Below are 21,931 nucleotides of genomic sequence, written 5' to 3'. Positions count from 1 at the left end.
GAAAGGTGCTGTAGCATTTCATAGGGATGCTCCGGCCGGGCTGTTCGCTATATCTTTTGCTGCCCTCCGACTCCGCTCAGGCTGGCGCAAAAGTATGCCGCTACCATCCCGTTTATTTACAGGTGCTCATGCAGATGAACCCGGTTTTCTCTGCGATTAGCTATAAAACGAAAATAGCCGTACTATCATGTCCACCTAAACCCGACTGGTGCATAAAGCCCGGAGCGAGGCACGAGTGAGGACTTGAAGCGAAGGCGGGACTGAAGAAACCCAAATGCTAGTGCAACTGCTTTTCAAAAAGAAATAAGATTATAATTTGGAAAGGTGCTGTAGCATTTCATAGGGATGCTCCGGCCGGGCTGCTCGCTATATCTCCAATGAACCCTGTGAAACAAGCAAGCACTCCATAAAAAAGACAAAAAATAGTGCTTAAATCAGAGAATGTCGTTTCCATTCCGTTTAGTTACGAAGGCCTGTGCTTATCCCCTGAGCTTTATTTTTCGGCAACATTAATTCCGTGCTTTCTGCGCTTCCGTGGCAAATAATTACTGCGGTCAACTAATCCTGTTTACCTGTTTTATCTCCGATTTTCTTCACACTGAAAGTGAAATAATGTTGATACAGGTAACTGAAAAGAGCCATTGATACTGAAACAAGTATTCTTGATAAAATGGACAGAGTTGGATAATCTCTTAAAAGTTCCAATAAAAATTTCAGAAAAACATAAGTGGCCAGTATATTGATAAACTGAAGATTCAAAAACCTGAAAAGCTGCACCCTACCTTTTAATTCGCTATGTGTAAATATAACGTATTTGTTGAGCAAAAAGCTGGTTGGAATGGCAACAACGTAGTCTATTAATAATGAGGCAGTTTCTCTTTGAAGCACAAATGTGCCAAAATTTACTTCCTCTGTTTTAAAAATAACAAAATAGGCAAAATAATAACTCAGGATACCCAGTAGCAAGGTGCCGCCGCCAGTGGCCATATACCTGAAATTATGGAGGGAAATAAACTTTTTAAAAGGGGGGTAAAAAAAATCAATTATGGCTAAAATTGCTTTGCGCATTACTTAAATTATTCGTTATTATTTTTAGGCGCAATTTACAATTAAATTTTTATTGCCCGGGTAAAAGATCATTGCTGTATTACTCCTCCTCAACATCAGCTGAGGGTAGGGCCACAAAATCAATCACTGCACACCATGTGTAAGACGGATGGGGCTGGATACTTACACCAACAGTATTTAGTTTGTATTTCTGATCGATCAAGGTGAACCGGTGACCCAGGGAAGGTACGCCACAATCCAACAATAAATGACATACTATGTCCAAACTGTTTGAGAAACCAAAGTCGATATTTTCGCTCATGGCTTTGTTTGGGAAATATTTGGATATACGCTTCGAAAACTGATCTCCATTGCTGCTTTGATGTGTACTGAGGTTGTTTCGGTTAAGATCCAGCGCATGACTACGGCTCAAATCAGTCAATTTACCGTTGGGGTAAAATACCGGTAGATTTTTTATGCCCTTCAAATGCTTTAATAAAGAGGTATAATAACTGTTGTTGCGGGCAATCCGCAGTTGGTTGTAATTTCTATATTGCTTTACCTTAGCGTTATAGTTGTTAATGTAATCTTCTAAAAAAGTATAATAAAACTTTTCGCCATCAATGCGGATCAGGTTCATAAACATCACCACATTTTTTTCCTCGTTAGTTAAATAATTAGCATTTACTGCGGTATTGGCCCTGCGGAGCTCGGCATCCGTCCACTTTTGAGCATTTACGCTGGTAACAAAGAATAAGGATAAAAGAATAGGTAAAAGTATTTTACGCATCAGATGATTTTCATGAATAACGCCATTTAATTCAGATTATTTTCTGATGATGGATTTGAGGTAATGTTTGGCGCTGACAAGCAATATCGAAAAAATAACCACCAAAACACCAGGTCACAAAAGTTAATTTCTTTGTGGTCTTTTTGCCTCGGTGGTTAAAAATAGCGAAAAGTTTATAAAAACATGCCGCCTGATGCTTCAATACGCTGGGCGTTAATCCATCTTGCCTCTTCGGTACATAGAAACGCGACCACACCACCAATATCATCTGGCAAGCCCACACGGCCTAAAGCAGTGTTGGCGGCGATTGCGGCATTAATCTGATCATTATCCCGTACCATTCCACCACCAAAATCAGTTTCAATTGCACCAGGAGCCACAACGTTCGATCTGATTCCTCTTGAACCTAACTCTTTCGCCTGGTATCGGGTTAAGGTTTCTATTGCACCTTTCATCGAAGCATAAGCGGCGTAGCCCGGGGTCGCAAAACGAGCCAGTCCCGATGATATATTAATGATACCGCTACCATCATTTAATAAGGGTAAGGCTTTCTGGGTTAAAAAGAAAGCGCCTTTGTAATGGATATTTACCAGGGCATCAAATTGTTCCTCTGTAGTATCAGCAAATGAAGCGTGGATGCCAATCCCTGCATTATTGATCAGGAAGTCGAATTTTTCGGCATTGAAGACAGATTTTAATACACTTTTAACCTCGCTGAAAAAAGCGTCAAAAGTTTTGGCATCGCCAACATTTAACTGAATTGCTGCTGCCGGTACACCCAGTGCTTTAATTTCGTTTACGGTAGCATCTGCTTCCTCTTTTTTAGATTGATAGGTTAAAATTACACCGATTCCTGTTGAGGCGATTTTTATGGCTGCGTTTTTTCCCAGTCCGCGGCTACCACCGGTTACCAGGGCAATTTTATTTTGTGTTTCCATTTTTTTTTTATTTATTAAACAAAATTAGATGGAAATCGGCTGTAAAAATGGTGACAGCTTAAGTAAAAAAGGTGAGTGTTTAAGTTTTATGTGGTGGCAATTTCCTTACTGGTAGCTAAAGATTCGAAATAAGCCTCGCGATACTGTTTTGGCGTCTGGCCGGCAAAGTGTTTGAAAAACTTGGTAAAGTTGGATGGGTCGTAAGTTAATATCCTGGCAATTTCGGCAATAGGCATGCTTACATTATGTAACATCGATTTGGAAATTTCCATTAAGCGCTCTTCGAAAAAATAACAGGGCGAGTGCCCGGTAGCGGCTTTTATGGTATTGCTTAAATGTGTAGGGTGAACATGAATAAGCTCAGCAAAATCTCTTACCTCAAACATTTCTGTGGCACGGCCAGATACAATGTCGTCAAGGTGTTTGTCTAATTCTTTTAAATAATCTGCCGCAATTTCATGTCGACGGGCAAAAAACTTCTGTGGAATTTTCATATCAATGCTGTTGATCGCTAAACAAATATATCATTCCTTAAAGTGATTTATTCACTATTAGGTGTAAATAGAATGAATTTAGTCAACTGCTAATAAGGTATAGAGCTTTTTCACATGTTTTTTCCGTTGGTACCAATCGTTATAAACCAGTTCAATCTGTTTACTTTGAATAAAAAAAGTCGCAGGGGTAAAACCTGCGACTGAATAAAGTGATCGTCATCTCGACCGAAGCATCGCGGAGTGGAGAGATCTATTCAATGCAGATCTAGCTTCGCGGCGTACTTACTTGGTTCTCGGCTTTGTTGAACTCCGCTTTATATGACGAATCTATACTTTTAAGCCAACAATGCCTTCCAGCTGGTTGCTTTACCAATAATACCAGTTAAATCAGCAATGGACACACGTTCCTGCTCCATGCTATCGCGGTGGCGAATCGTAACCGTATTGTCTTCTAAACTCTGGTGGTCAACTGTGATACAGAATGGCGTACCTACTGCATCCTGACGGCGGTAACGTTTACCAATCGCATCTTTCTCTTCGTAAATACAGTTGAAATCGAATTTCAGTTCATCCATAATTTCGCGTGCTTTTTCCGGTAAACCGTCTTTTTTGGTCAATGGGAAAATAGCTACTTTATATGGTGCCAAAGCAGGGTGTAAACGCAATAAAGTACGGCTGTCTTGCTTATCTTCAGTGCTTAAATCCTGCTCTTCAAACGCATTGATCATCGTTAACAAGAACATACGGTCTAAACCGATAGACGTTTCGATTACATAGGGGATATAATTGCCGTAAGGTTTACCATCTTCATTTAAATCGTTATCGAAATACTGCATTTTTTTGCCGGAGTATTCCTGGTGCTGCTTCAAATCGAAATCTGTACGACTGTGGATACCCTCAACTTCTTTAAACCCGAATGGGAATTCGAATTCAATATCGGTAGCGGCATTGGCATAGTGCGCCAGCTTAACGTGGTCGTGGTAACGGTATTTTTCTGGGTTTACGCCTAAAGCCTTATGCCATTTTAAACGTGCTTCTTTCCAGTATTCGAACCATTTTTTGTCTTCACCCGGGCGAACAAAAAACTGCATTTCCATTTGCTCAAACTCACGCATACGCATAATAAACTGGCGGGCAATTACCTCATTTCTGAAAGCTTTACCAATCTGCGCAATACCGAAAGGAATTTTCATCCTGCCTGACTTCTGAACATTCAAAAAGTTTACAAAAATTCCCTGGGCGGTTTCCGGACGAAGATAAACCTCATCACTGCCTTCGGCCATAGCACCAAATTGGGTGCTGAACATCAGGTTAAACTGACGCACGTCGGTCCAGTTTGAAGTTTTAGAAATTGGGCAGATTACTTTATAGTTTACGATTAAATCTTTAAGCTGTGCTAGGTTTTCAGATTTAAGCGCAAGGTTCATTTCTACTTCAAGCGCCAAACCCTTTCTAACAAATCTCCAGCTGGCCTCATCAACAAATGGATATTTTGTATTATCTAAAATCGTTTCTTCGTCTTTAAAACCAGGGATCCAGGCAGCTTGTCCTTCGTCACTCAAACCCAATATCTCCTGTTGAAACGATTCAAATTTGGCTTTGTTTTCAGCACTGAAACTGGCTAATTCCGAATATAGTTCATCAATTTTGTTTTCCAGTAACTGATCGGCGCGGTAACGTTTTTTCGAATCTTTATTGTCAATCATCGGATCGTTAAAGCCATCCACATGTCCGCTGGCCTTCCAAACCTTTGGGTGCATAAAAATTGCAGAGTCAATCCCTACAATGTTCTCGTGCATTTGCACCATGGCTTTCCACCAATAGGTTTTTATGTTGTTTTTTAACTCGGCACCCAATTGGCCGTAATCATAAACAGCACTTAAGCCATCATATATTTCGCTGCTCTGAAATACGAAACCGTATTCTTTAGCATGTGATATTACATTTTTAAATTGTTCGTCGTTATTCTTTTGAGCCATAATGCAGCAAAGATAATAAAAAGGCGGAGGGTTTAAAGGTATAAGGTTGAAGGTTTTTGATCAACGCAAAGGCAATGCTATCGTGATGTTGGTTAATAACTATCAGAATCTTGCCACATCTTTTTAAAGAATCAGATGCTTGGCCAATTAGCTCATATTTTCTTAAATCACTTATATGGTTTAGGTATTTTGGAAAGCAGGGTCAGTGCTAATCGGTTTCAGATGCCCTGTTTTCTGATTTGTTTCTGTTGATGAAAAATCGGGATCGTGTCCGCTGCAATCAGGTTTAGATGGCCAGTTTGTGGCCATAATTTTTTAACTATCAATTATAAAAGGATAGTTATCATCAAATGCAATACTAATTTTATCAATGGGTTAACGGGTAATCCAATTAACCGATTTCAACAATTAACCCATTAACCCTTTAATAGCTATTCATTTAACTCAGTAGATATTTAACATGCTATTTTACCGCTTCTATCTTTCATTTTTTCCTACTTTTGAATCATGAAATTCCATCATTTGTTATTACTGGTTATTGTTATACTGTTTACCTCATGCACGCCAAAGGAGAAAAAGCATCACTATATTAAATTCAATGCCATTACGGAGTTATATCAATTTTTGAAGTGGACGCCAGAGAACCGTTTTCCGCTCATCAGTGCGCACCGCGGAGGGCCAATGCCCGGTTATCCCGAAAACTGCATCGAAACATTCGATAATGCCACTACTTATAATCCGGTCGTAATTGAATTTGATATCGCTTACAGTAAAGATTCCGTAATGGTGATTATGCACGATGATCTGCTCGACCGTACTTCTACAGGGAAAGGGCCGATTGGCAGTTATACTTATGAAGAGCTGAAAGCCTTTAACCTTAAAGATAATGAAGGCAAAGAAACAAAATTTAAAATTCCCACTTTAGATAGCGTACTCAGCTGGAGCAAAGGAAAGGTGCTATTGACTATTGATTTGAAAAAAGGCGTTTCTTATGCAAAAGTGATTGAAAAAGTTAGACACTATAAAGCAGAAAGTAACTCCATTATCATCACCTACACAGCAGATCAGGCAAAGGAGGTGCATCAGTTGGCGCCAGAATTAATGATTTCGGCATCTATTCAGAAAAAAGCAGAATTGAAACGGTTAAATGGACTGGGGATCCCGAATAACCGCATTGTAGCTTTTGTTGGTGTTTCCGCACCAGATAAAGAATTATATCAATACTTACACAATAAAGGCATTACCACTATTTTAGGTACCATGGGTAATATTGATAAAAGTGCCATAGCCAGTCCGGTAAAAAATATTTATTATCATTTGGTTAACAATGGTGCAGATATATTATCTGGCGATAATTTGCCGCAGGCAGCAGAAGAGCTGGATAAGTTCAGGTATAATAAAAAGTTAAGTTCAGCGCATATCAATTAGTTTGATCGTCATTATAAGATTGCTTCGTCATTCCTCCCCGCAATGACGATATTTCTTAATTTAACTTCAATAACTTGTAGAAAATTTGGTTTTAAACATGCATAATGAGTATTTCAGTTAAAAATCTTTCTAAACATTACGATAAGCAAAAAGCAGTAGATGCCATTAGTTTTGAAGCCAGACCGGGACGTATTCTTGGCTTTTTAGGACCAAATGGCGCTGGTAAATCAACCACGATGCGTATGCTTACCGGTTATCTGGCACCTACATCAGGCGAGGCTGAAATTGCTGGTAAAAGCATTTTTTCTGATGCCATTGAAGCCAAGAAGCATATTGGCTACCTTCCTGAAAATACGCCTCTTTATCCCGATATGTATGTAAAGGAATTTTTAAGTTTTGTTGGGCAGACCTATAAAATTGTCAATTTACCTGCCCGGATTGATGAAGTTGTTAAAATGGTGGGTTTAACGCCAGAGCAGCATAAAAAGATAGGGATGTTATCGAAAGGGTATCGCCAAAGGGTAGGTCTGGCCCAGGCGATCATCCATAACCCGTCGGTTCTAATTTTAGATGAACCCACGTCCGGATTAGATCCTAATCAACTTGTGGATATCAGGCAGCTCATCAAAACGCTTGGTACAGCTAAAACGGTTGTGATTTCTACCCACATTATGCAAGAGGTTGAAGCCATTTGTGATGATATTATTATTATGAACAAAGGTAAAATGGTAGCAAACGATTCGTTAGAGGGACTTAAAAAAATGCACCAACAACAATCATTAGAAGATATTTTCAGAAAACTTACCGCTTAAATTCATGCGTAGCATCAACATCAGAACCATACTTATTGGCTTTTTATTCTTAAGCCCATCATTTTTAAAGGCTCAAAATAACGCCAGCATTGGTATTGCGGCAGAAATTGGTTTACCATCAGGCAATTTCTCTAACCTATCCGGTATTGGCCTGGGCGTTTCGGTAAAAGCTGATCTGCTGGTTGCAGAAAATCTCGCAGTAACATTAAATGCGGGTTTTATGAATTTCTTTGGCAAAAGAAATCAATTGTTTAATGTACAGGATTTAACCTATATTCCTGCAAAAGCCGGATTAAAATATCAGTTTAGCGAAAGCTTTTATGCAGAAGGTCAACTGGGTGCCGCACTGCCATTAAATAACGAACAAAAAAAACTGTTCATTTGGTCGCCTGGCATTGGTAACCAGTTTAAATTATCAGGAGGTAATAAACTCGATCTTGGCATCAGATACGAAGGCTGGACGGGTAAAAGCGATATTTTTGGCCTTAGTAAAACCAATACCAGAGGGTTTGTAGGCATTAGGTTTGCCTATTTATTTAGCATCTAAGTAAAATTGAGCGATGTTGTCCGGATAGCCTAACGAAAAAATATTTCTTAACTTCGGTATTTAAATTTAACTATGTACGCAGTTTTTAAACGCGAGTTATTCAGTTTCTTAAGTTCGATGGTGGCTTACATCACCATTGGCATTTTTCTGTTGGTTTCTGGCCTGTTACTTTGGTTTTTTCCTGATACTTCGATACTCGATTATGGTTATGCCGAACTTGATGGCTTTTTTAGTTTAGTGCCTTATCTTTTTATGTTTCTCATTCCGGCCATTACGATGCGCGCTTTTGCTGAAGAAAGGAAAGAGGGCACTTTTGAACTTTTAATTACCCGCCCCATCCACATTTGGCAGATCGTTGTGGCAAAATATTTAGCGAGCCTGGTTTTGGTGTTATTTGCACTGATCCCAACTTTAATTTATTATTATAGTATTTCGAAGCTGGGTTTTCCTGAAGGAAATATCGATTCGGGATCAGTTATTGGCTCATACATTGGCCTGTTTTTATTAGGCGCTGCCTTTACATCAATGGGGATTTTCTCCTCTGCATTAACTAAAAATCAGGTTATTGCCTTTGTAATCAGCGCGGCCTTATGTGCATTCGCTTTTTTAGGCTTTGATTATAGCAGTCAGCTGGCTGCATTTCAAAGTATCGGGAATATCATTAGGAATTTAGGGATCAATCAACATTATACTTCGATAAGCCGTGGTGTTTTAGATACCAGGGATCTGATTTACTTTATAACGTTTTCCGTTCTGTTTTTATTAATCACCAAATTGATGATAGGAGGGAAAAGGAAATGAGACTAAAGCATAAATGGGGTAACTCCATCATCGTTATAGCGGCATTGATCATTTTAAATATTGTAGGGCAATACGCTTTTTATCGTTTTGATTTTACAGCCGATAAACGTTTCACACTAAGCGAAAAAACAAAAGCCTTGCTGGAGGATAACGAAAAACCGTTGATGATTACCGTTTTTTTAGCCGGGGAACTGCCACCTGCGTTTAAGCGCCTCCAGGCTGCAGTTTCTGATATCTTATCTGACTATCAAGCCTATGCCAAAAAAGACGTACAGGTGGTTTTTGTCGACCCCTTAGCCGGTCTTAACCAGGCCGATCAGGATACGGTGATCAATAATTTGTATGAAAGAGGCATAGAAGCCACCAATTTAAGTGTTAAAACAGAAAGTGGCTTAACGCAGAAGCTTGTATTTCCAATGGCCATGATGGAAAGCGGAGGTAAGGAATTCCCGATTAAACTTTTCCAGAATTTAGATACCCGGGGAAATTATGAAGACAATATTAACCGTGCGATTGAAAATCTGGAATATATATTTACTTCAGGTTTAAAAAAGGTGATATCGGGTGATAACCCCAGGATTGGGTTCTCTGAGTCAAATGGTGAGCTTTCTGATCTGCAGCTGGCAGATGCGATCCATACCCTGTCAAACAGTTATTTGGTGGGCCGTATTGATTTAAATAGTATCGACAAAGCAGGACTTGATAAATTGAAAATGCTCATCATAGCCAAGCCTAGGAAACCTTTTACTGAAGCGGAGAAATACAAAATCAACTATTTTGTAATGAATGGTGGGCGGGTGTTGTGGAGTATCGATCAGGTAAATGCCGAACTGGATAGTTTGCGTGGTAAAAGCGGGCAAATGGCCATTAATAACAACCTTAACCTGGACGATATGCTATTTATGTATGGCTCAAGGGTTAATTATAATCTCATAGCTGATCCTGCGAACAGTGCCGAAATTCCGGTCTCAACGGGAGTGGTAGGTGGACAAAACCAGATGCAGCTGGTTCCATGGATTTATTACCCGATTTTATTGCCCGATACGGCTGAAAGTGTGGTGAAGAAGCTGGATGGAGTAAAATCTGAATTTCCGAGCACGGTAGATACGATCGGAGTTAAAGGAGTAAAGAAATCGTACATTTTAAGTACTTCTCCTTATAACAAAGTATTTAATGTGCCGAAGCTGTTCAGCCTGCAAATGTTAAGCGAGCAGTTGGATCCACGGTCTTTTCAAAGTGAACCACAGCATGTGGGTTTGATGTTGGAAGGTAATTTTCCGTCGGTTTTTGCCGGGCGCCCCTTACCCGCAACGATTAAGCAACCCTATACCTCAGCCAGTGTAGGAAAACCCGCTAAAATGATTGTAATAGGGGACGGCGATATCTTTAAAAACCAGGTATCTGAACAGAACGGATCACCCTTCCCCCTGGGTTTTGACCGATATTCGCAGCGCACCTTTGGTAATAAAGCCTTGTTACTTAACATCGTTGATTATTTCACGGATAATGATAACTTAATTGCGTTAAGGAATAAAGAAGTAAAAATCAGATTATTGGATAAAGCCAAAATTAAGCTTGAAAAAACGAAATGGCAGTTTATAAATGTTATGGCGCCATTGCTATTGTTAATATTCTTTGCAATTTTTCAACATTATTACCGCAAATACAAGTACGCTAAATAATTTTTATATTTTTGAAGAATACTAAATAATATCATGAGATTTATTGTATCCACATCAACGCTGTTAAAACACTTACAAACCGTAAATGGTGCATCAAGCAGCAGTACGGTTTTGCCTATATTAGAAAATTTTCTCTTCGAAATTAAAGATGGAAACTTAACGATCTCTGCTACCGATCTGCAAACCAGTATGACAACCGCTTTGGCTGTAGAATCGAAGGAAGAAGGTAAAGTGGCCGTTCCGTCTAAAATTTTACTAGATACGTTAAAAACGTTACCAGATCAACCGATTGCATTTAATATTGATGATAGTACCTTTGCCATTGAAATCAGTGCGGGTGATGGTAAATATAAATTAAGTGGTGAAAATGGCGATGACTTTCCGAAGATTCCCGTAGTTGAAAATGCATCTTCTGTAAATTTACCAGCATCGGTTTTAACCGAAGCCATTACCAAAACTATTTTTGCGGTAAGTAACGATGAGCTGCGCCCGGCAATGACAGGTGTATTTTGTCAGCTGTCTCCTCAGCACATCACTTTTGTGGCCACCGATGCACATAAACTGGTAAGATACCGCCGTATGGATAGCAAAGCTGATAAAGCCACCTCATTTATTCTTCCCAAAAAAGCTTTAACACTTTTGAAAGCTGCCTTGCCTTCAACTGATATAAATGTATCAGTAGATTATAATGCTACAAGTGCTTTCTTCAAGTTCGAAAATATAAACTTAGTGTGTCGTTTAATAGACGAGCGCTATCCAGATTATGAGGCAGTTATCCCAACCAATAATCCTAATAAACTGGTTATTGACAGGGGCTTGTTTCTAAATACGCTCCGTAGGGTTGTAATTTTTGCCAACAAAACGACGCATCAGGTAAGGTTGAAAATCAGCGGAAGCGAATTAAATATTTCTTCCGAGGATTTGGATTTTGCGAACGAGGCACATGAACGCTTAAGTTGCCAATATGATGGTGAAGACCTTGAAATTGGCTTTAATGCCCGTTTTTTAATTGAAATGTTGAGCAATTTAAGTGGTGATGAGGTTACTTTAGAACTTTCTACTCCGAACAGGGCAGGGCTTTTAATTCCGCAAACCAATGACGAAAATGAAGACGTTCTAATGTTGGTAATGCCGGTGATGCTGAATAACAGTTATTAAAAAAAAAACTAGTTTATTAGTTTTAATAAGAAAATGGCTTGGTTTTTGACCGAGCCATTTTTGTTTTATATCAACCAACCAAAACCAATGAAAATCTATAACCAACGCTCTACAGTATTGATTTTGCTCATTGCTGCTTGCAGCATAAGTTTATTATCATGCAAAAAGGATAATCCGGCTGAAGTGGCAAAGGGGCAAGCCAAGTTAAAAATGGTTAATGCTTCGACTGCCGATGTTCATCAGGATTTCTATCTCGATAATGAAAAACTCACCACTTCGGCTCTGGCTTTTGGTGAAACCAGTGATTATGTGAAAATTCCTTCAGGTAATAGAAGTGTTTCTTACACCGGAACGAATAGTACGGCTACAGATACTTCGTTAAACTTTACACCATCTATTACTTATACTGCTTTTTTGGTTACCAATAAAAAAGGTGAACTGGAAATTGTCAATTATGAAGATAACCTGAGCAATACAGAATCAACCAAAGCAAAGATTAAATTAATAAATCTTACCCCTGCTTTTGCCACAGGGATAAATGTGACGGTACAGGGCGGCACACAATTTGTTAATGGCCTGGCTTTTAAAGAAGCATCTAATTATTTTACGGTTGATCCTGAAGTAAACCTGAGGTATTCAGTGGTTGGTTCAGGCAGTATCAAAACCATTGATGCCAAAAGCCTGGAGGCAGGGAAAATTTATACCATTTGGTTTAGTGGTGCCGCCGCTGCAACTTTGACGGCACATATCATTACCGATAATTAATTTCGCAGTTTTTGCGCTTTCTGCTATCTTTACGTTTTAGTAGCATTGGTAATTTATATGAAAAATACAGTATTGTTTTCCAGAATATTTTTTCTTGTGGTGTGCGTCTTTTTAATTAGCTCCTGCATCAAAAACAATAATTTCATTAAAGGTGATGCTAAAATCCGCTTTTTTCAGGCAGCTTCTACCGATACCACTCAAAATTTTTATTTAAACGGCAGGCAGATCGGCGCTTCCGTAGCTTATAATAGCAATACAAGTTATGTAGTTATACCTGGCGATTCTATTATTAATATCACAAGCAAAAATATTGGAACTGGCGTAGATGCGGCATCTCTGACAGAACAAAAATTTAAAATCGGTCAAAATTATTCGGTTTTTTATCTGAAAGAAGCAATTGATAAGCCTGCAAAGTTGAAAGTTTATCAGGATGATGTAAAGCCCGACCTGGATTCAGCTAAGCTGACATTTTTAAATCTGGGTTATACACTTGGGTCTAAGGTTGTAATTACAGATAGTACAAATACAGCTAAACCGACTGAATCGTTACTGGGCTATGGTGAAACCAAAACTTTTAAGGTAAAGGTTAATAATGTAATGAAGTATGCGTTTAAGTTAGCTAACCCCACCGCAACAAATCCACCGCCTTCGGTAACACGCTTAGATTCGCTTACGATTAATAGGGGAAGGGTTTATCTGATTTTATTTGATGGTGATAAAAAGGGAGAACTTAAAAATCGGATCATTCCGGCAAACTAATTATTTATTAAAATTTAAAGCATATTATTCTTTTACTATGCTTACTTTTGCCCAAAATCAAATAAATTGGAATTACTACAGCAGCTTTTAGATTTTATTCTCCACATTGATGTTCATTTGGCCCAGATTGTTAACGAATATCGTACCTGGACTTATCTTATTTTATTCCTGATCATTTTTGCCGAAACCGGTTTTGTGGTAACTCCATTCCTTCCTGGCGATTCTTTGCTTTTTGCCATGGGTGCTTTAATTGCGGGCGAACATGAAACAGGTTTAAATATCTGGATTATGCTCCTGATATTAATTGTAGCTGCGATTTTAGGAAATACCGTTAATTATAAATTAGGAAGCGTTTTGGGGGCGGGAGTATTTAAAGAAAAAAACAAAATTTTAAAACTCAAATATTACCATCAATCTCACGAATTTTTCGAAAAACATGGCGGTAAAGCCATTATGCTGAGCCGTTTTTTACCAATTTTCAGGACAATTGCTCCTTTTGTTGCCGGTATAGCTAAAATGCCTTTCGGTCGCTTTACCTATTACAATATTATTGGTGGGGTTGCCTGGATTTTTGCCTTGTTAATCGGTGGTTATCTGTTGGGACAAATTCCGGCAATTAAAAATAACTTCGAACTGGTTATCATCTTTATTGCTGTAGTTACATTTGTTCCTGCCATTTGGGCTGCTATCAGAAGTCGCTTACAGCCTAAAAAGGTGGAAAAAATGATTGAAGGGGAGGAGCCGAACGCTTAACTAAAGTTCTCTTCCGATCAGTATTCCTTTTTGATATCGCTTTTCAATCTCTTTTTCTGCGCTTTGTTCATCAGGCAATAGTTCGGTTTTGATCAGGTTTTTAAGTACTGGCTGTCCGGCATCTACCCAGGCAGAGTACCAAAACGAACCTGTGGTTAATATGGCAGCACGCATTTGTTTTTCGACCATATTGTTCATCTTATCGTGATAGGCTTTTGCATATTCTCTGGAGTATTGTTTAAGTACGGTATGGTTTCGTTCTGAAAAACTATACTTTTCGCTAGCGGGAAATGATGCATTTAAACTTGCTTCAAAGCTAAGTACCGTATCAACCAAACCATGGGTATGTTTAAGTACTTTCCAGATTTCCTGCAATGGGTTTTCGATATAATGAGCCCGGCCTACCACAAAATTGTATTGAGTTGAAAATAATTCGGGCAAACGGCTTTCCCAAAAGGCATGGATGCCTACCTGGTTGGTGAGTTGCCCGTTATGGTTGGCGGTAGTGTGTAAGGGAACATGTGCATCGGCAATGTAATGCCCCAGATCTGCAGAATATTTTAGAATTTTTATCGAGTCATGCGTTTTGAAGGCCTTCACTAAACCATAATAGCTTCGCTGTACCTGCCATGGAATGATACCATCAGTATTTAGCTTTTTCAGGCCGTATTTAGCCAGGGCATCATCCCACTTTTCTGGAATGCTATCAATGTTTTGTTCATAGTTCTCCACATCGAGGTAGTGCCGTGGCGCTTCCAAGGTATCCGCATATCTGCGTTTGTCGGCATCAACGGCATGTTCGGTAATGTATTTAATATTCTTTTTATAGAAACCGATCATTTCTGACGGTAAAGTAAAGACAGCAAGGTTGTTTATCCTTTGGTGTGCAAAGAAGCCCCAGGAGGTACAAAGAAATATAGGGATGATTAACGCGGCTAAAATCGTTAATCTTTTCATATAACCTAAGATAAACAATTTTCTTTAAATCAAAAGTATGTACTGTTTAATTGTGGGTATGCTTTTTCGGATCTGATATACTGGATGAATCAGCTCCCCTCCTTAATAAGGAGGGGCCGGGGGTGGTCAAGATAAATTTATAGTGCTTAGGTTTGTATTTAGTAGGTACTAGATCTTTTTATAAGATGAAGTAGTTCTACTCTTCATCAAATGCATGTACTGTTCAATTTTTGGTATTTATTTTTCCGTATCAAATTTATTGGATGAATCAGCTCGCCTCCTTGATATGGAGGGGCCGGGGGTGGTCAAGATAAATTTATAGTGCTTAGGTTTGTATTTAGTAGGTACTAGATATTTTTATAAGATGAATTAGTTACTTTCTTCATCAAATGTATGTACTGTTCAATTTTTGGTATTTATTTTCCGTATCAAATTTACTTGATGGGTTAGCTCCCCTCCTTGATAAGGAGGGGCCGGGGGTGGTTATTTGTTTTTAAAATGCTTTCTAATCGCTTCACAAACCAGCTCTTCAGATTCAAAAACATCAATATTGTCAAACCTGATTATCCTAATTCCTTTGCTCTCTAAAAAATCAGTTCTTTCCTTGTCATACATTTCCGCTGAATAATCATCATGACTGCTTCCATCAACTTCAATAGCTAATTTTTCAGAGGGGCAGTAAAAATCTAAAATATAATTTCCAACACTATGTTGTCTCCTGAATTTTCTGCCGTCAAGTTTTGAGTTTTGGAGGTACCCCCACATGGTCGCCTCAGCTGGGGTGAGGTTATTTCTCAATTCCCTTCTTTTTTCTTTTAGATACTTGAGATTATGGATTACCATAGTTCAATATAAATATTTTTAAATTAATTTTATTCAGTTTACCACCCCTTACCCCTCCTAAAATAGGAGGGGATTAGGAACTGCTTTGGCCGAATTGGTTGGGAGTGTTAAGGTTTGTAGTTGGAGGCACTGGCTATGTTTATGTATGATGAAGTAGTTCTTCTCTCGGTTAACATTATTTTCCAGGTGGCTGTATTAATTTTTTAACTGTTCAAAATTAATTTTATTCAGTTTACCACCCCTTACCCCTCCTAAAATAGGAGGGGATTAGGAACTGATTTGGCCAAATTGGTTGGGAGTGTTAAGGTTTGTAGTTGGGAGGCACTGGCTATGTTTCTGTATGATGAATTAGTTATTTTCTTGATCAGATGTATGTACTGTTTAATTTTTAGTATTTATTTCTCGTATCAAATTTACTGGATGAATCAGCTCCCCTCCTTGATAAGGAGGGGCTGGGGGGTGGTCAAAGTAAGTTTAGAGTGCTTAAGTTTGTAATCAGTAGGCGCTGGCTATATTTTTATTAGATAAAGTAGTTCTTCTCTCGGTTAACATTATTTTCCAGGTGGCTGTATTAATTTTTTAACTGTTCAAAATTAATTTTATTCAGTTTACCACCCCTTACCCCTCCTAAAATAGGAGGGGATTAGGAACTGCTTTGGCCAAATTGGTTGGGAGTGTTAAGGTTTGTAGTTGGAGGCACTGGCTATGTTTCTGTATGATGAATTAGTTATTTTCTTGATCAGATGTATGTACTGTTTAATTTTTGGTATGCATTTTCTGTATGTAATTTACTCGGTGAGTTAGCTCCCCTCCTTGATAAGGAGGGGCCGGGGGTGGTCAAGATAAATTTATAGTGCTTAGGTTAGTAATTAGTAGGTACTAGATATTTTTATAAGATGAAGTAGTTCTACTCTTCATCAAATGCATGTACTGTTCAATTTTTGGTATTTATTTTCCGTATCAAATTTATTGGATGAATCAGCTCCCCTCCTTGATAAGGAGGGGCCGGTGGTGGTTATTTGTTTTTGAAATGCTTTCTAATCGCTTCACAAACCAGCTCTTCAGATTCAAAAACGTCAATATTGTCAAACCTGGTTATCCTAATTCCTTTGCTCTCTAAAAAATCAGTTCTTTCCTTGTCATATATTTCCGCTGAATAATCATCATGACTGCTTCCATCAACTTCAATAGCTAATTTTTCAGAGGGGCAGTAAAAATCTAAAATATAATTTCCAACACTATGTTGTCTCCTGAATTTTCTGCCGTCAAGTTTTGAGTTTTGGAGGTACCCCCACATGGTCGCCTCAGCTGGGGTGAGGTTATTTCTCAATTCCCTTCTTTTTTCTTTTAGATACTTGAGATTATGGATTACCATAGTTCAATATAAATATTTTTAAATTAATTTTATTCAGTTTACCACCCCTTACCCCTCCTAAAATAGGAGGGGAGTAGGAACTGCTTTGGCCGAATTGGTTGGGAGTGTTAAGGTTTGTAGTTGGAGGCACTGGCTATGTTTCTGTATGATGAAGTAGTTCTTCTCTCGGTTAACATTATTTTCCAGGTGGCTGTATTAATTTTTTAACTGTTCAAAATTAATTTTATTCAGTTTACCACCCCTTACCCCTCCTAAAATAGGAGGGGATTAGGAACTGCTTTGGCCAAATTGGTTGGGAATGTTAAGGTTTGTAGTTGGGGACACTGGCTATGTTTCTGTATGATGAATTAGTTATTTTCTTGATCAGATGTATGTACTGTTTAATTGTGGGTATTCATTTTCCGTATCAAATTTACTTGATGAGTTAGCTCCCCTCCTTAATAAGGGGGGGGCGGGGGGTATTTGTTTTTTAAATGCTTTCTAATCGCTTCACAAACCAGCTCTTCAGATTCAACTTTAATCGCGTAAAGTAAGTTTAAGTGCTTTTATTTTAAGCAGAATGTAGTTTCCTCTGTTGCAAAATTGCCATTAGCTCAGCCTTTTTGATGTTTAGCATATCGATGTCTATCCACAATAAATATGGTTTTGAACTAAACATATCATTGAGGTATGCGATTAGGGAAAAATAATCTTTAATTGCTGTGGTTTTGTATTGAGCAGGGTTACTTACATTTACTAAAATTGAATTGGTTCTGTAAAAACCTGTATGAAAATCTTCAATTTCGTTCCATGGAATGCTTACAGTTTTTACAAGCGTAAAATTTATTAATCCCTCTTTAGTCAGCTTTAAAGCTAACTCTCCCTTTATCGACTTTTTTAACTGTAAAATTCGTTCAGAAAGAATAACTAAAAGCAGAATTATGCCTGCAAGGCATATTATTTTAGGTGGCAAATAAGCGTGAAAAAGTAAAAATATAGAAGCCCCTAAACCTAATACACATAAAAGAATACTAATGATGATATTACTTTTTTTAAAGCTAATTTCAACAATATCTTTCATTTTTAATCTGCTAAGTTTAGTGGGGATATTCTACAGCCAATCATCAGCTTTATCTGTTCAGTGCTTTTCTCACTTCCGGGGCAATTTTTGTCCCAAAAATTTCTATTGATTTCATCATTGCGTTATGAGATGGTCCGCCAACATCCATATGTGCAGAGAAACGGGTTAAACCAAAGGTTTCTTCCATGGCGAGAATTTTATCTACCGATTCATTTGCATCGCCAATAATTAGCGCTCCGCTACTGCCTCGGCCACCATCAAACTGATTGCGTTGGTAAGGTGCCCAACCACGCGACCGGCCAATGCGGTTCATCTGTGCTGAATAAAGCGGGTAATAATAATCTGCAATTTCATTACTGTTTTCGCCAAATAAAGAATGCATATGCACGCCCACTTCAAACTTGTTCATATCATGTCCATAGGCCTGGTAAACTTTTTTGTAATAATCAAAAAGTGGTTTAAACTGTATAGGCTGGCCTCCGATAATGGCAAACATTACGGGTAATCCCAATCTGCCGGCACGTTCAACTGATTCTGGCGTTCCACCAACGGCTACCCAAATCTTTAAATTGTTATTTACCGCTCTTGGTAAAACTTCCTGGTTATTCAATTCTGGCCTGAATTTACCTTTCCAGCTGATTTTAGGTTCCTTGTTTATTTTAAGAAGCAATTCGAGCTTTTCTTCGTAAAGTTCATCATAATCTTGCAGGTTATAGCCGAATAGCGGAAAAGATTCAATAAAACTTCCACGACCAGCCATTAATTCGGCTCTTCCGTTTGAAATTAAATCGATGGTTGCAAAGTTTTGGTATAATTTAACCGGATCAGATGAACTTAAAACTGAAACGGCACTGCTTAATTTGATATTTTTGGTTACCGTAGCTGCAGCGGCGAGTATAATTTCGGGACTGGATACGGCATAATCAGAACGATGGTGTTCGCCAATACCGTAGAAATCCAGACCAACTTCGTCCATTAGTTTTATTTCTGCTATAATTTCCTGAAGCCTTTGCTGTGCTGGTTGAATTTCTCCTTTTGCATTGATCTGCAAATCGCCAAACATTCCGATACCTAATTCCATATTGTTAAATAATTTTAACAAAAGTAAGGCGTTTGTGTTTGTCGCTTTTTGATGTATGGTAAGAAAAAAGTTGAATTGAATATTAAACGGTCAGTTTACCCAAAGCATTTAAAATGGTTTCGAGCTCTTGATTGGGATAATCAAAATTTGTGGATTCTATCTTAAATTTTTTGCCATTTTCCAAAACGATATTGAGGTAAGAATAGCTCCTGCGGCCAAACGACTCTTCAAATGCTTTTATAAGCTTAACTTCACTCCATTTAAAGGTTCCGAGGTTTAATAAGGTGATTTCATTTTCATCCGCAATAATGGCGTATTCATCCTGCCTGGCGATTAGGTTTTTAAAGTAGAAAATAAAGAACACAGTTAATATGGACATTGAAATTATAGCTGATTGAACATAACTCAGATCAAACATAAATATTGGTGCCACAAAGAACAATGGAAACATGCAGAAGATATAAATCATCATAAATATGTTTCCATTATCTTTAACTTTGATCGATTTAACCATATCCAGCAATATTTGTTGCAACTTAAAAGAACTCAATCCACTATAAACTTCATCAATTACTTTGCTTATTTTCAGAAATCCAGGATTTCCATCGTGTGAGAATCTTCGCAGGTTTAAGCCATTAAGGAACATAAGATCAATACCAACTTATACCCAAAAAGATTCTGAAACGAGTTCAGAACGACGTATCGAAATTGAAATTGCCAACTGCTAATTAAAAACCGAAAACTGCCAAACGCTAGCTGAAAACTACTCGATCTTCTTGCCTTTCATCGCGGTGGAAATAGCAGCATCCATTACACGCTCGGCAAAAGGGCGGGTAAATTCATTCAGTTCATCTGCTTTTTTAAGGATTGTATCCTTATCCTGAGTGGTCAAAGCCGTTTTAAGCGCTTCGATATGTGTTTTCGTTTCTGCTATTTCTGCTTCGGTTAAATGCTCCGCATGTTTTTCGATGAAGCGCTCAGCTGTATACTGCAATTGCTCACCCTCACTTCTGGCTTCAATCAACATCCTTTGTTGTACATCGCTTTGTGCGTGCTCAATGCTGTCTAAAAGCATTTTCTCAACGGTGTCGTCACTTAAGCCGTAGCTTGGCGTTATTTCGATCTCTTGTTTTACGCCAGAACGTAATTCAATTGCCTGTACGGTTAATATACCATCTGCGTTAAGCAGGAAATTGATATCTACTTTAGGTAAACCTGCGGGCATAGCCGGAATTCCCTTTAAATCGAACTCAGCAAGCTTACGGTTTTCTTTAACCAGATCGCGTTCACCCTGGTAAACAGAAATTTTCATGTTTACCTGACCATCAACTGAAGTGGTATATTGCCTGCCAGCTTTGGTTGGCACTTTGCTATTGCGTGCAATAATGACATCCATTAACCCACCCATGGTTTCGATACCTAAAGAAAGCGGGGTTACATCAAGCAGTAAGATATCTGAGCGGTTTCCGGCCAATACGTCAGCTTGGATGGCAGCACCTAAGGCTACTACTTCATCGGGGTTAATATCATCCTGAGGTTTTTTACCGAAGAAATTTTCGACTGCCTGCTTTACAAAAGGTGTACGGGTAGAACCGCCGACTAAAATGACCTCATCTATATCAGCAGATGTTAAATCTGTATCTTTTAATGCATTTTTACAGGCTGTAATCGTTTCCTCTACTTTCGCAGCAATCAATTGCTCAAAAGTTTGCTTATCAAGTGTACACCAGATTTCGCCTATTTGTTCATTATATAAATTTTGGCTTGATAATGCTTTTTTTGCTGCCTCGGCCTGTAACCTTAGCGTTTGCATCAAAATATTATTCTGAGCCAGCGTCGTTACATCAAGTTTATTCTGAGCGATCCAGTAATCTAAAATGGCCCGGTCAAAATCATCGCCGCCCAAATAGGTATTTCCGTTGGTAGCCAACACTTCAAAAATACCGTTTTGAATCTGCAGGATGGAAACATCAAAAGTGCCTCCTCCTAAATCGTAAACGGCAATGGTTTTCTGCTGTGTAGGGTCTAAACCAATTCCATAAGCCAAGCTGGCCGCAGTGGGTTCGTTAACAATGCGCATCACATCTAAACCTGCCAGTTTTCCGGCATCGCGGGTGGCCTGGCGCTGGCTATCGTTAAAATAAGCCGGAACAGTGATTACAGCCCTGTTCACTGGTGTTTTTAGCGCATGTTCGGCTCTGGCTTTTAGCTCTTTTAATATTTCGGCAGATAACTCAATCGGGGTATAGAAACGGTTTCCGGCCTGAATTTTTACCAATGCATCGGTATCATCATCAATAATTTTGTAAGAAAAAGTAGCGGCGTGATCGGCTACATCTTTATACGAACGTCCTAGTAGTCTTTTAACAGAAAATATGGTGTTAGAAGGGTCAGTGGTTAAAAATTCCTTTGCCTCGTTACCTACAACGGCTTCGTTCTGATTATTGAAATAAACTACTGATGGCACCAATACGCCCTTGCCCGAATCGTTAATCACCTGAGGATTTTTATCAGGGTTAATAAACGCAACCAAACTGTTGGTGGTACCTAAATCTATTCCGACGATAATTTCTTCCTTTTGAAACGAACCTGTAGCAAGGTTAATCGATATTTTTGCCATAGCCGCAAATTTACAATATTGTTCCTAGCTTTCAGAACCTGA

21 protein-coding genes are annotated in these 21,931 nt (G+C 38.6%); 9 read left to right on the top strand and 12 right to left on the bottom strand.

Features of this window, described 5'->3' with window-relative positions:
• Nucleotides 1-558: 558 nt before the first annotated feature.
• From ACFE6N_RS12450 to ACFE6N_RS12430, 5 genes are all read right to left on the bottom strand, one after another.
• A complete protein-coding gene (locus ACFE6N_RS12450) occupies nucleotides 559-1,068 on the bottom strand; it encodes a GtrA family protein (protein WP_145856109.1) in 510 nt (169 codons plus the stop codon).
• 79 nt (nucleotides 1,069-1,147) lie between these two features.
• Nucleotides 1,148-1,837, bottom strand: a complete 690-nt coding sequence (locus tag ACFE6N_RS12445; RefSeq protein ID WP_378936874.1) for a CAP domain-containing protein — start codon at nucleotides 1,835-1,837, stop codon at nucleotides 1,148-1,150.
• Nucleotides 1,838-2,010: 173 nt separating this feature from the next.
• On the bottom strand, nucleotides 2,011-2,775 hold the full coding sequence (locus ACFE6N_RS12440; protein ID WP_378936872.1) for an SDR family NAD(P)-dependent oxidoreductase: 765 nt from the start codon (nucleotides 2,773-2,775) through the stop codon (nucleotides 2,011-2,013).
• An 86-nt stretch (nucleotides 2,776-2,861) separates the two neighbouring features.
• Complete coding sequence (locus tag ACFE6N_RS12435) at nucleotides 2,862-3,269, bottom strand: helix-turn-helix domain-containing protein (RefSeq protein WP_378936870.1); 408 nt, start codon at nucleotides 3,267-3,269, stop codon at nucleotides 2,862-2,864.
• Nucleotides 3,270-3,604: 335 nt separating this feature from the next.
• Nucleotides 3,605-5,248, bottom strand: coding sequence for a glycine--tRNA ligase (locus ACFE6N_RS12430; protein ID WP_378936868.1), 1,644 nt, complete (start codon nucleotides 5,246-5,248; stop codon nucleotides 3,605-3,607).
• A 507-nt stretch (nucleotides 5,249-5,755) separates the two neighbouring features.
• Between ACFE6N_RS12430 and ACFE6N_RS12425 the strand changes: the two genes are divergently transcribed.
• From ACFE6N_RS12425 to ACFE6N_RS12385, 9 genes are all read left to right on the top strand, one after another.
• The gene (locus ACFE6N_RS12425; RefSeq protein ID WP_378936866.1) at nucleotides 5,756-6,676 is read left to right on the top strand and encodes a glycerophosphodiester phosphodiesterase family protein; all 921 of its coding nucleotides are present in this window, start codon (nucleotides 5,756-5,758) and stop codon (nucleotides 6,674-6,676) included.
• Nucleotides 6,677-6,780: 104 nt separating this feature from the next.
• Nucleotides 6,781-7,488 carry an ATP-binding cassette domain-containing protein gene (locus ACFE6N_RS12420; protein WP_134203941.1) on the top strand — a complete coding sequence of 236 codons (708 nt, stop codon included), beginning with the start codon at nucleotides 6,781-6,783 and terminating at the stop codon, nucleotides 7,486-7,488.
• A gap of 4 nt (nucleotides 7,489-7,492) precedes the next feature.
• Complete coding sequence (locus ACFE6N_RS12415) at nucleotides 7,493-8,035, top strand: hypothetical protein (protein WP_378936864.1); 543 nt, start codon at nucleotides 7,493-7,495, stop codon at nucleotides 8,033-8,035.
• Nucleotides 8,036-8,107: 72 nt separating this feature from the next.
• Nucleotides 8,108-8,836 (top strand): gliding motility-associated ABC transporter permease subunit GldF, encoded by a 729-nt coding sequence (gene gldF, locus ACFE6N_RS12410; protein ID WP_378936862.1) that lies wholly within the window; start codon nucleotides 8,108-8,110, stop codon nucleotides 8,834-8,836.
• On the top strand, nucleotides 8,833-10,518 hold the full coding sequence (gldG, locus tag ACFE6N_RS12405) for a gliding motility-associated ABC transporter substrate-binding protein GldG (RefSeq protein WP_378936860.1): 1,686 nt from the start codon (nucleotides 8,833-8,835) through the stop codon (nucleotides 10,516-10,518). The genes gldF and gldG overlap by 4 nt, the downstream gene beginning before the upstream one ends.
• Nucleotides 10,519-10,551: 33 nt before the next feature.
• Complete coding sequence (dnaN, locus tag ACFE6N_RS12400; protein WP_090988080.1) at nucleotides 10,552-11,676, top strand: DNA polymerase III subunit beta; 1,125 nt, start codon at nucleotides 10,552-10,554, stop codon at nucleotides 11,674-11,676.
• 87 nt (nucleotides 11,677-11,763) lie between these two features.
• Nucleotides 11,764-12,441, top strand: coding sequence for a DUF4397 domain-containing protein (locus ACFE6N_RS12395; RefSeq protein ID WP_378936858.1), 678 nt, complete (start codon nucleotides 11,764-11,766; stop codon nucleotides 12,439-12,441).
• 57 nt (nucleotides 12,442-12,498) lie between these two features.
• Entirely contained in the window at nucleotides 12,499-13,200 is a 702-nt protein-coding gene (locus ACFE6N_RS12390; protein WP_090988084.1) for a DUF4397 domain-containing protein, read from the top strand.
• Between the two features lie 66 nt (nucleotides 13,201-13,266).
• Entirely contained in the window at nucleotides 13,267-13,953 is a 687-nt protein-coding gene (locus tag ACFE6N_RS12385; RefSeq protein WP_090988086.1) for a DedA family protein, read from the top strand.
• Here the strand turns inward: ACFE6N_RS12385 and ACFE6N_RS12380 are convergent, their stop codons facing one another.
• The 7 genes from ACFE6N_RS12380 to dnaK all read right to left on the bottom strand — a co-directional run bounded on the left by ACFE6N_RS12380 (nucleotide 13,954) and on the right by dnaK (nucleotide 21,889).
• Nucleotides 13,954-14,910 carry a zinc dependent phospholipase C family protein gene (locus ACFE6N_RS12380; protein ID WP_378936856.1) on the bottom strand — a complete coding sequence of 319 codons (957 nt, stop codon included), beginning with the start codon at nucleotides 14,908-14,910 and terminating at the stop codon, nucleotides 13,954-13,956.
• A 483-nt stretch (nucleotides 14,911-15,393) separates the two neighbouring features.
• Nucleotides 15,394-15,753, bottom strand: coding sequence for an endonuclease domain-containing protein (locus ACFE6N_RS12375; protein WP_378936854.1), 360 nt, complete (start codon nucleotides 15,751-15,753; stop codon nucleotides 15,394-15,396).
• Between the two features lie 1,015 nt (nucleotides 15,754-16,768).
• Nucleotides 16,769-17,128 (bottom strand): endonuclease domain-containing protein, encoded by a 360-nt coding sequence (locus tag ACFE6N_RS12370; RefSeq protein WP_378936852.1) that lies wholly within the window; start codon nucleotides 17,126-17,128, stop codon nucleotides 16,769-16,771.
• A gap of 550 nt (nucleotides 17,129-17,678) precedes the next feature.
• Nucleotides 17,679-18,188: an STM3941 family protein gene (locus tag ACFE6N_RS12365; protein WP_378936850.1), complete on the bottom strand. Its 510-nt coding sequence runs from the start codon at nucleotides 18,186-18,188 to the stop codon at nucleotides 17,679-17,681.
• A 49-nt stretch (nucleotides 18,189-18,237) separates the two neighbouring features.
• Nucleotides 18,238-19,269, bottom strand: coding sequence for an Atu2307/SP_0267 family LLM class monooxygenase (locus tag ACFE6N_RS12360; RefSeq protein WP_378936847.1), 1,032 nt, complete (start codon nucleotides 19,267-19,269; stop codon nucleotides 18,238-18,240).
• Nucleotides 19,270-19,351: 82 nt separating this feature from the next.
• On the bottom strand, nucleotides 19,352-19,915 hold the full coding sequence (locus ACFE6N_RS12355) for a hypothetical protein (protein ID WP_378936845.1): 564 nt from the start codon (nucleotides 19,913-19,915) through the stop codon (nucleotides 19,352-19,354).
• 117 nt (nucleotides 19,916-20,032) lie between these two features.
• The gene (gene dnaK / locus ACFE6N_RS12350; protein ID WP_378936843.1) at nucleotides 20,033-21,889 is read right to left on the bottom strand and encodes a molecular chaperone DnaK; all 1,857 of its coding nucleotides are present in this window, start codon (nucleotides 21,887-21,889) and stop codon (nucleotides 20,033-20,035) included.
• Nucleotides 21,890-21,931 lie beyond the last annotated feature (42 nt).

The sequence above is a fragment of the Pedobacter sp. BG31 genome (genome assembly GCF_042464845.1).
In the GTDB taxonomy this organism is placed as follows: domain Bacteria; phylum Bacteroidota; class Bacteroidia; order Sphingobacteriales; family Sphingobacteriaceae; genus Pedobacter; species Pedobacter suwonensis.
The sequence above is the reverse complement of the archived record's forward strand: the minus strand, read 5'-3'. Positions and strand labels throughout refer to the sequence as shown.

Bases quoted from the DNA above. Each gene is read 5' to 3' on its own strand.
- gldG (WP_378936860.1), top strand. From the start codon at position 8,833: ATGAGACTAAAGCATAAATGGGGTAACTCCATCATCGTTATAGCGGCA.
- ACFE6N_RS12355 (WP_378936845.1), bottom strand. From the start codon at position 19,915: ATGTTCCTTAATGGCTTAAACCTGCGAAGATTCTCACACGATGGAAAT.
- ACFE6N_RS12415 (WP_378936864.1), top strand. From the start codon at position 7,493: ATGCGTAGCATCAACATCAGAACCATACTTATTGGCTTTTTATTCTTA.
- ACFE6N_RS12435 (WP_378936870.1), bottom strand. From the start codon at position 3,269: ATGAAAATTCCACAGAAGTTTTTTGCCCGTCGACATGAAATTGCGGCA.
- ACFE6N_RS12425 (WP_378936866.1), top strand. From the start codon at position 5,756: ATGAAATTCCATCATTTGTTATTACTGGTTATTGTTATACTGTTTACC.
- ACFE6N_RS12420 (WP_134203941.1), top strand. From the start codon at position 6,781: ATGAGTATTTCAGTTAAAAATCTTTCTAAACATTACGATAAGCAAAAA.
- ACFE6N_RS12370 (WP_378936852.1), bottom strand. From the start codon at position 17,128: ATGGTAATCCATAATCTCAAGTATCTAAAAGAAAAAAGAAGGGAATTG.
- ACFE6N_RS12380 (WP_378936856.1), bottom strand. From the start codon at position 14,910: ATGAAAAGATTAACGATTTTAGCCGCGTTAATCATCCCTATATTTCTT.
- gldF (WP_378936862.1), top strand. From the start codon at position 8,108: ATGTACGCAGTTTTTAAACGCGAGTTATTCAGTTTCTTAAGTTCGATG.
- ACFE6N_RS12450 (WP_145856109.1), bottom strand. From the start codon at position 1,068: ATGCGCAAAGCAATTTTAGCCATAATTGATTTTTTTTACCCCCCTTTT.
- ACFE6N_RS12395 (WP_378936858.1), top strand. From the start codon at position 11,764: ATGAAAATCTATAACCAACGCTCTACAGTATTGATTTTGCTCATTGCT.
- ACFE6N_RS12375 (WP_378936854.1), bottom strand. From the start codon at position 15,753: ATGGTAATCCATAATCTCAAGTATCTAAAAGAAAAAAGAAGGGAATTG.
- ACFE6N_RS12440 (WP_378936872.1), bottom strand. From the start codon at position 2,775: ATGGAAACACAAAATAAAATTGCCCTGGTAACCGGTGGTAGCCGCGGA.
- ACFE6N_RS12360 (WP_378936847.1), bottom strand. From the start codon at position 19,269: ATGGAATTAGGTATCGGAATGTTTGGCGATTTGCAGATCAATGCAAAA.
- ACFE6N_RS12365 (WP_378936850.1), bottom strand. From the start codon at position 18,188: ATGAAAGATATTGTTGAAATTAGCTTTAAAAAAAGTAATATCATCATT.
- dnaN (WP_090988080.1), top strand. From the start codon at position 10,552: ATGAGATTTATTGTATCCACATCAACGCTGTTAAAACACTTACAAACC.
- ACFE6N_RS12430 (WP_378936868.1), bottom strand. From the start codon at position 5,248: ATGGCTCAAAAGAATAACGACGAACAATTTAAAAATGTAATATCACAT.
- ACFE6N_RS12390 (WP_090988084.1), top strand. From the start codon at position 12,499: ATGAAAAATACAGTATTGTTTTCCAGAATATTTTTTCTTGTGGTGTGC.
- ACFE6N_RS12445 (WP_378936874.1), bottom strand. From the start codon at position 1,837: ATGCGTAAAATACTTTTACCTATTCTTTTATCCTTATTCTTTGTTACC.
- dnaK (WP_378936843.1), bottom strand. From the start codon at position 21,889: ATGGCAAAAATATCGATTAACCTTGCTACAGGTTCGTTTCAAAAGGAA.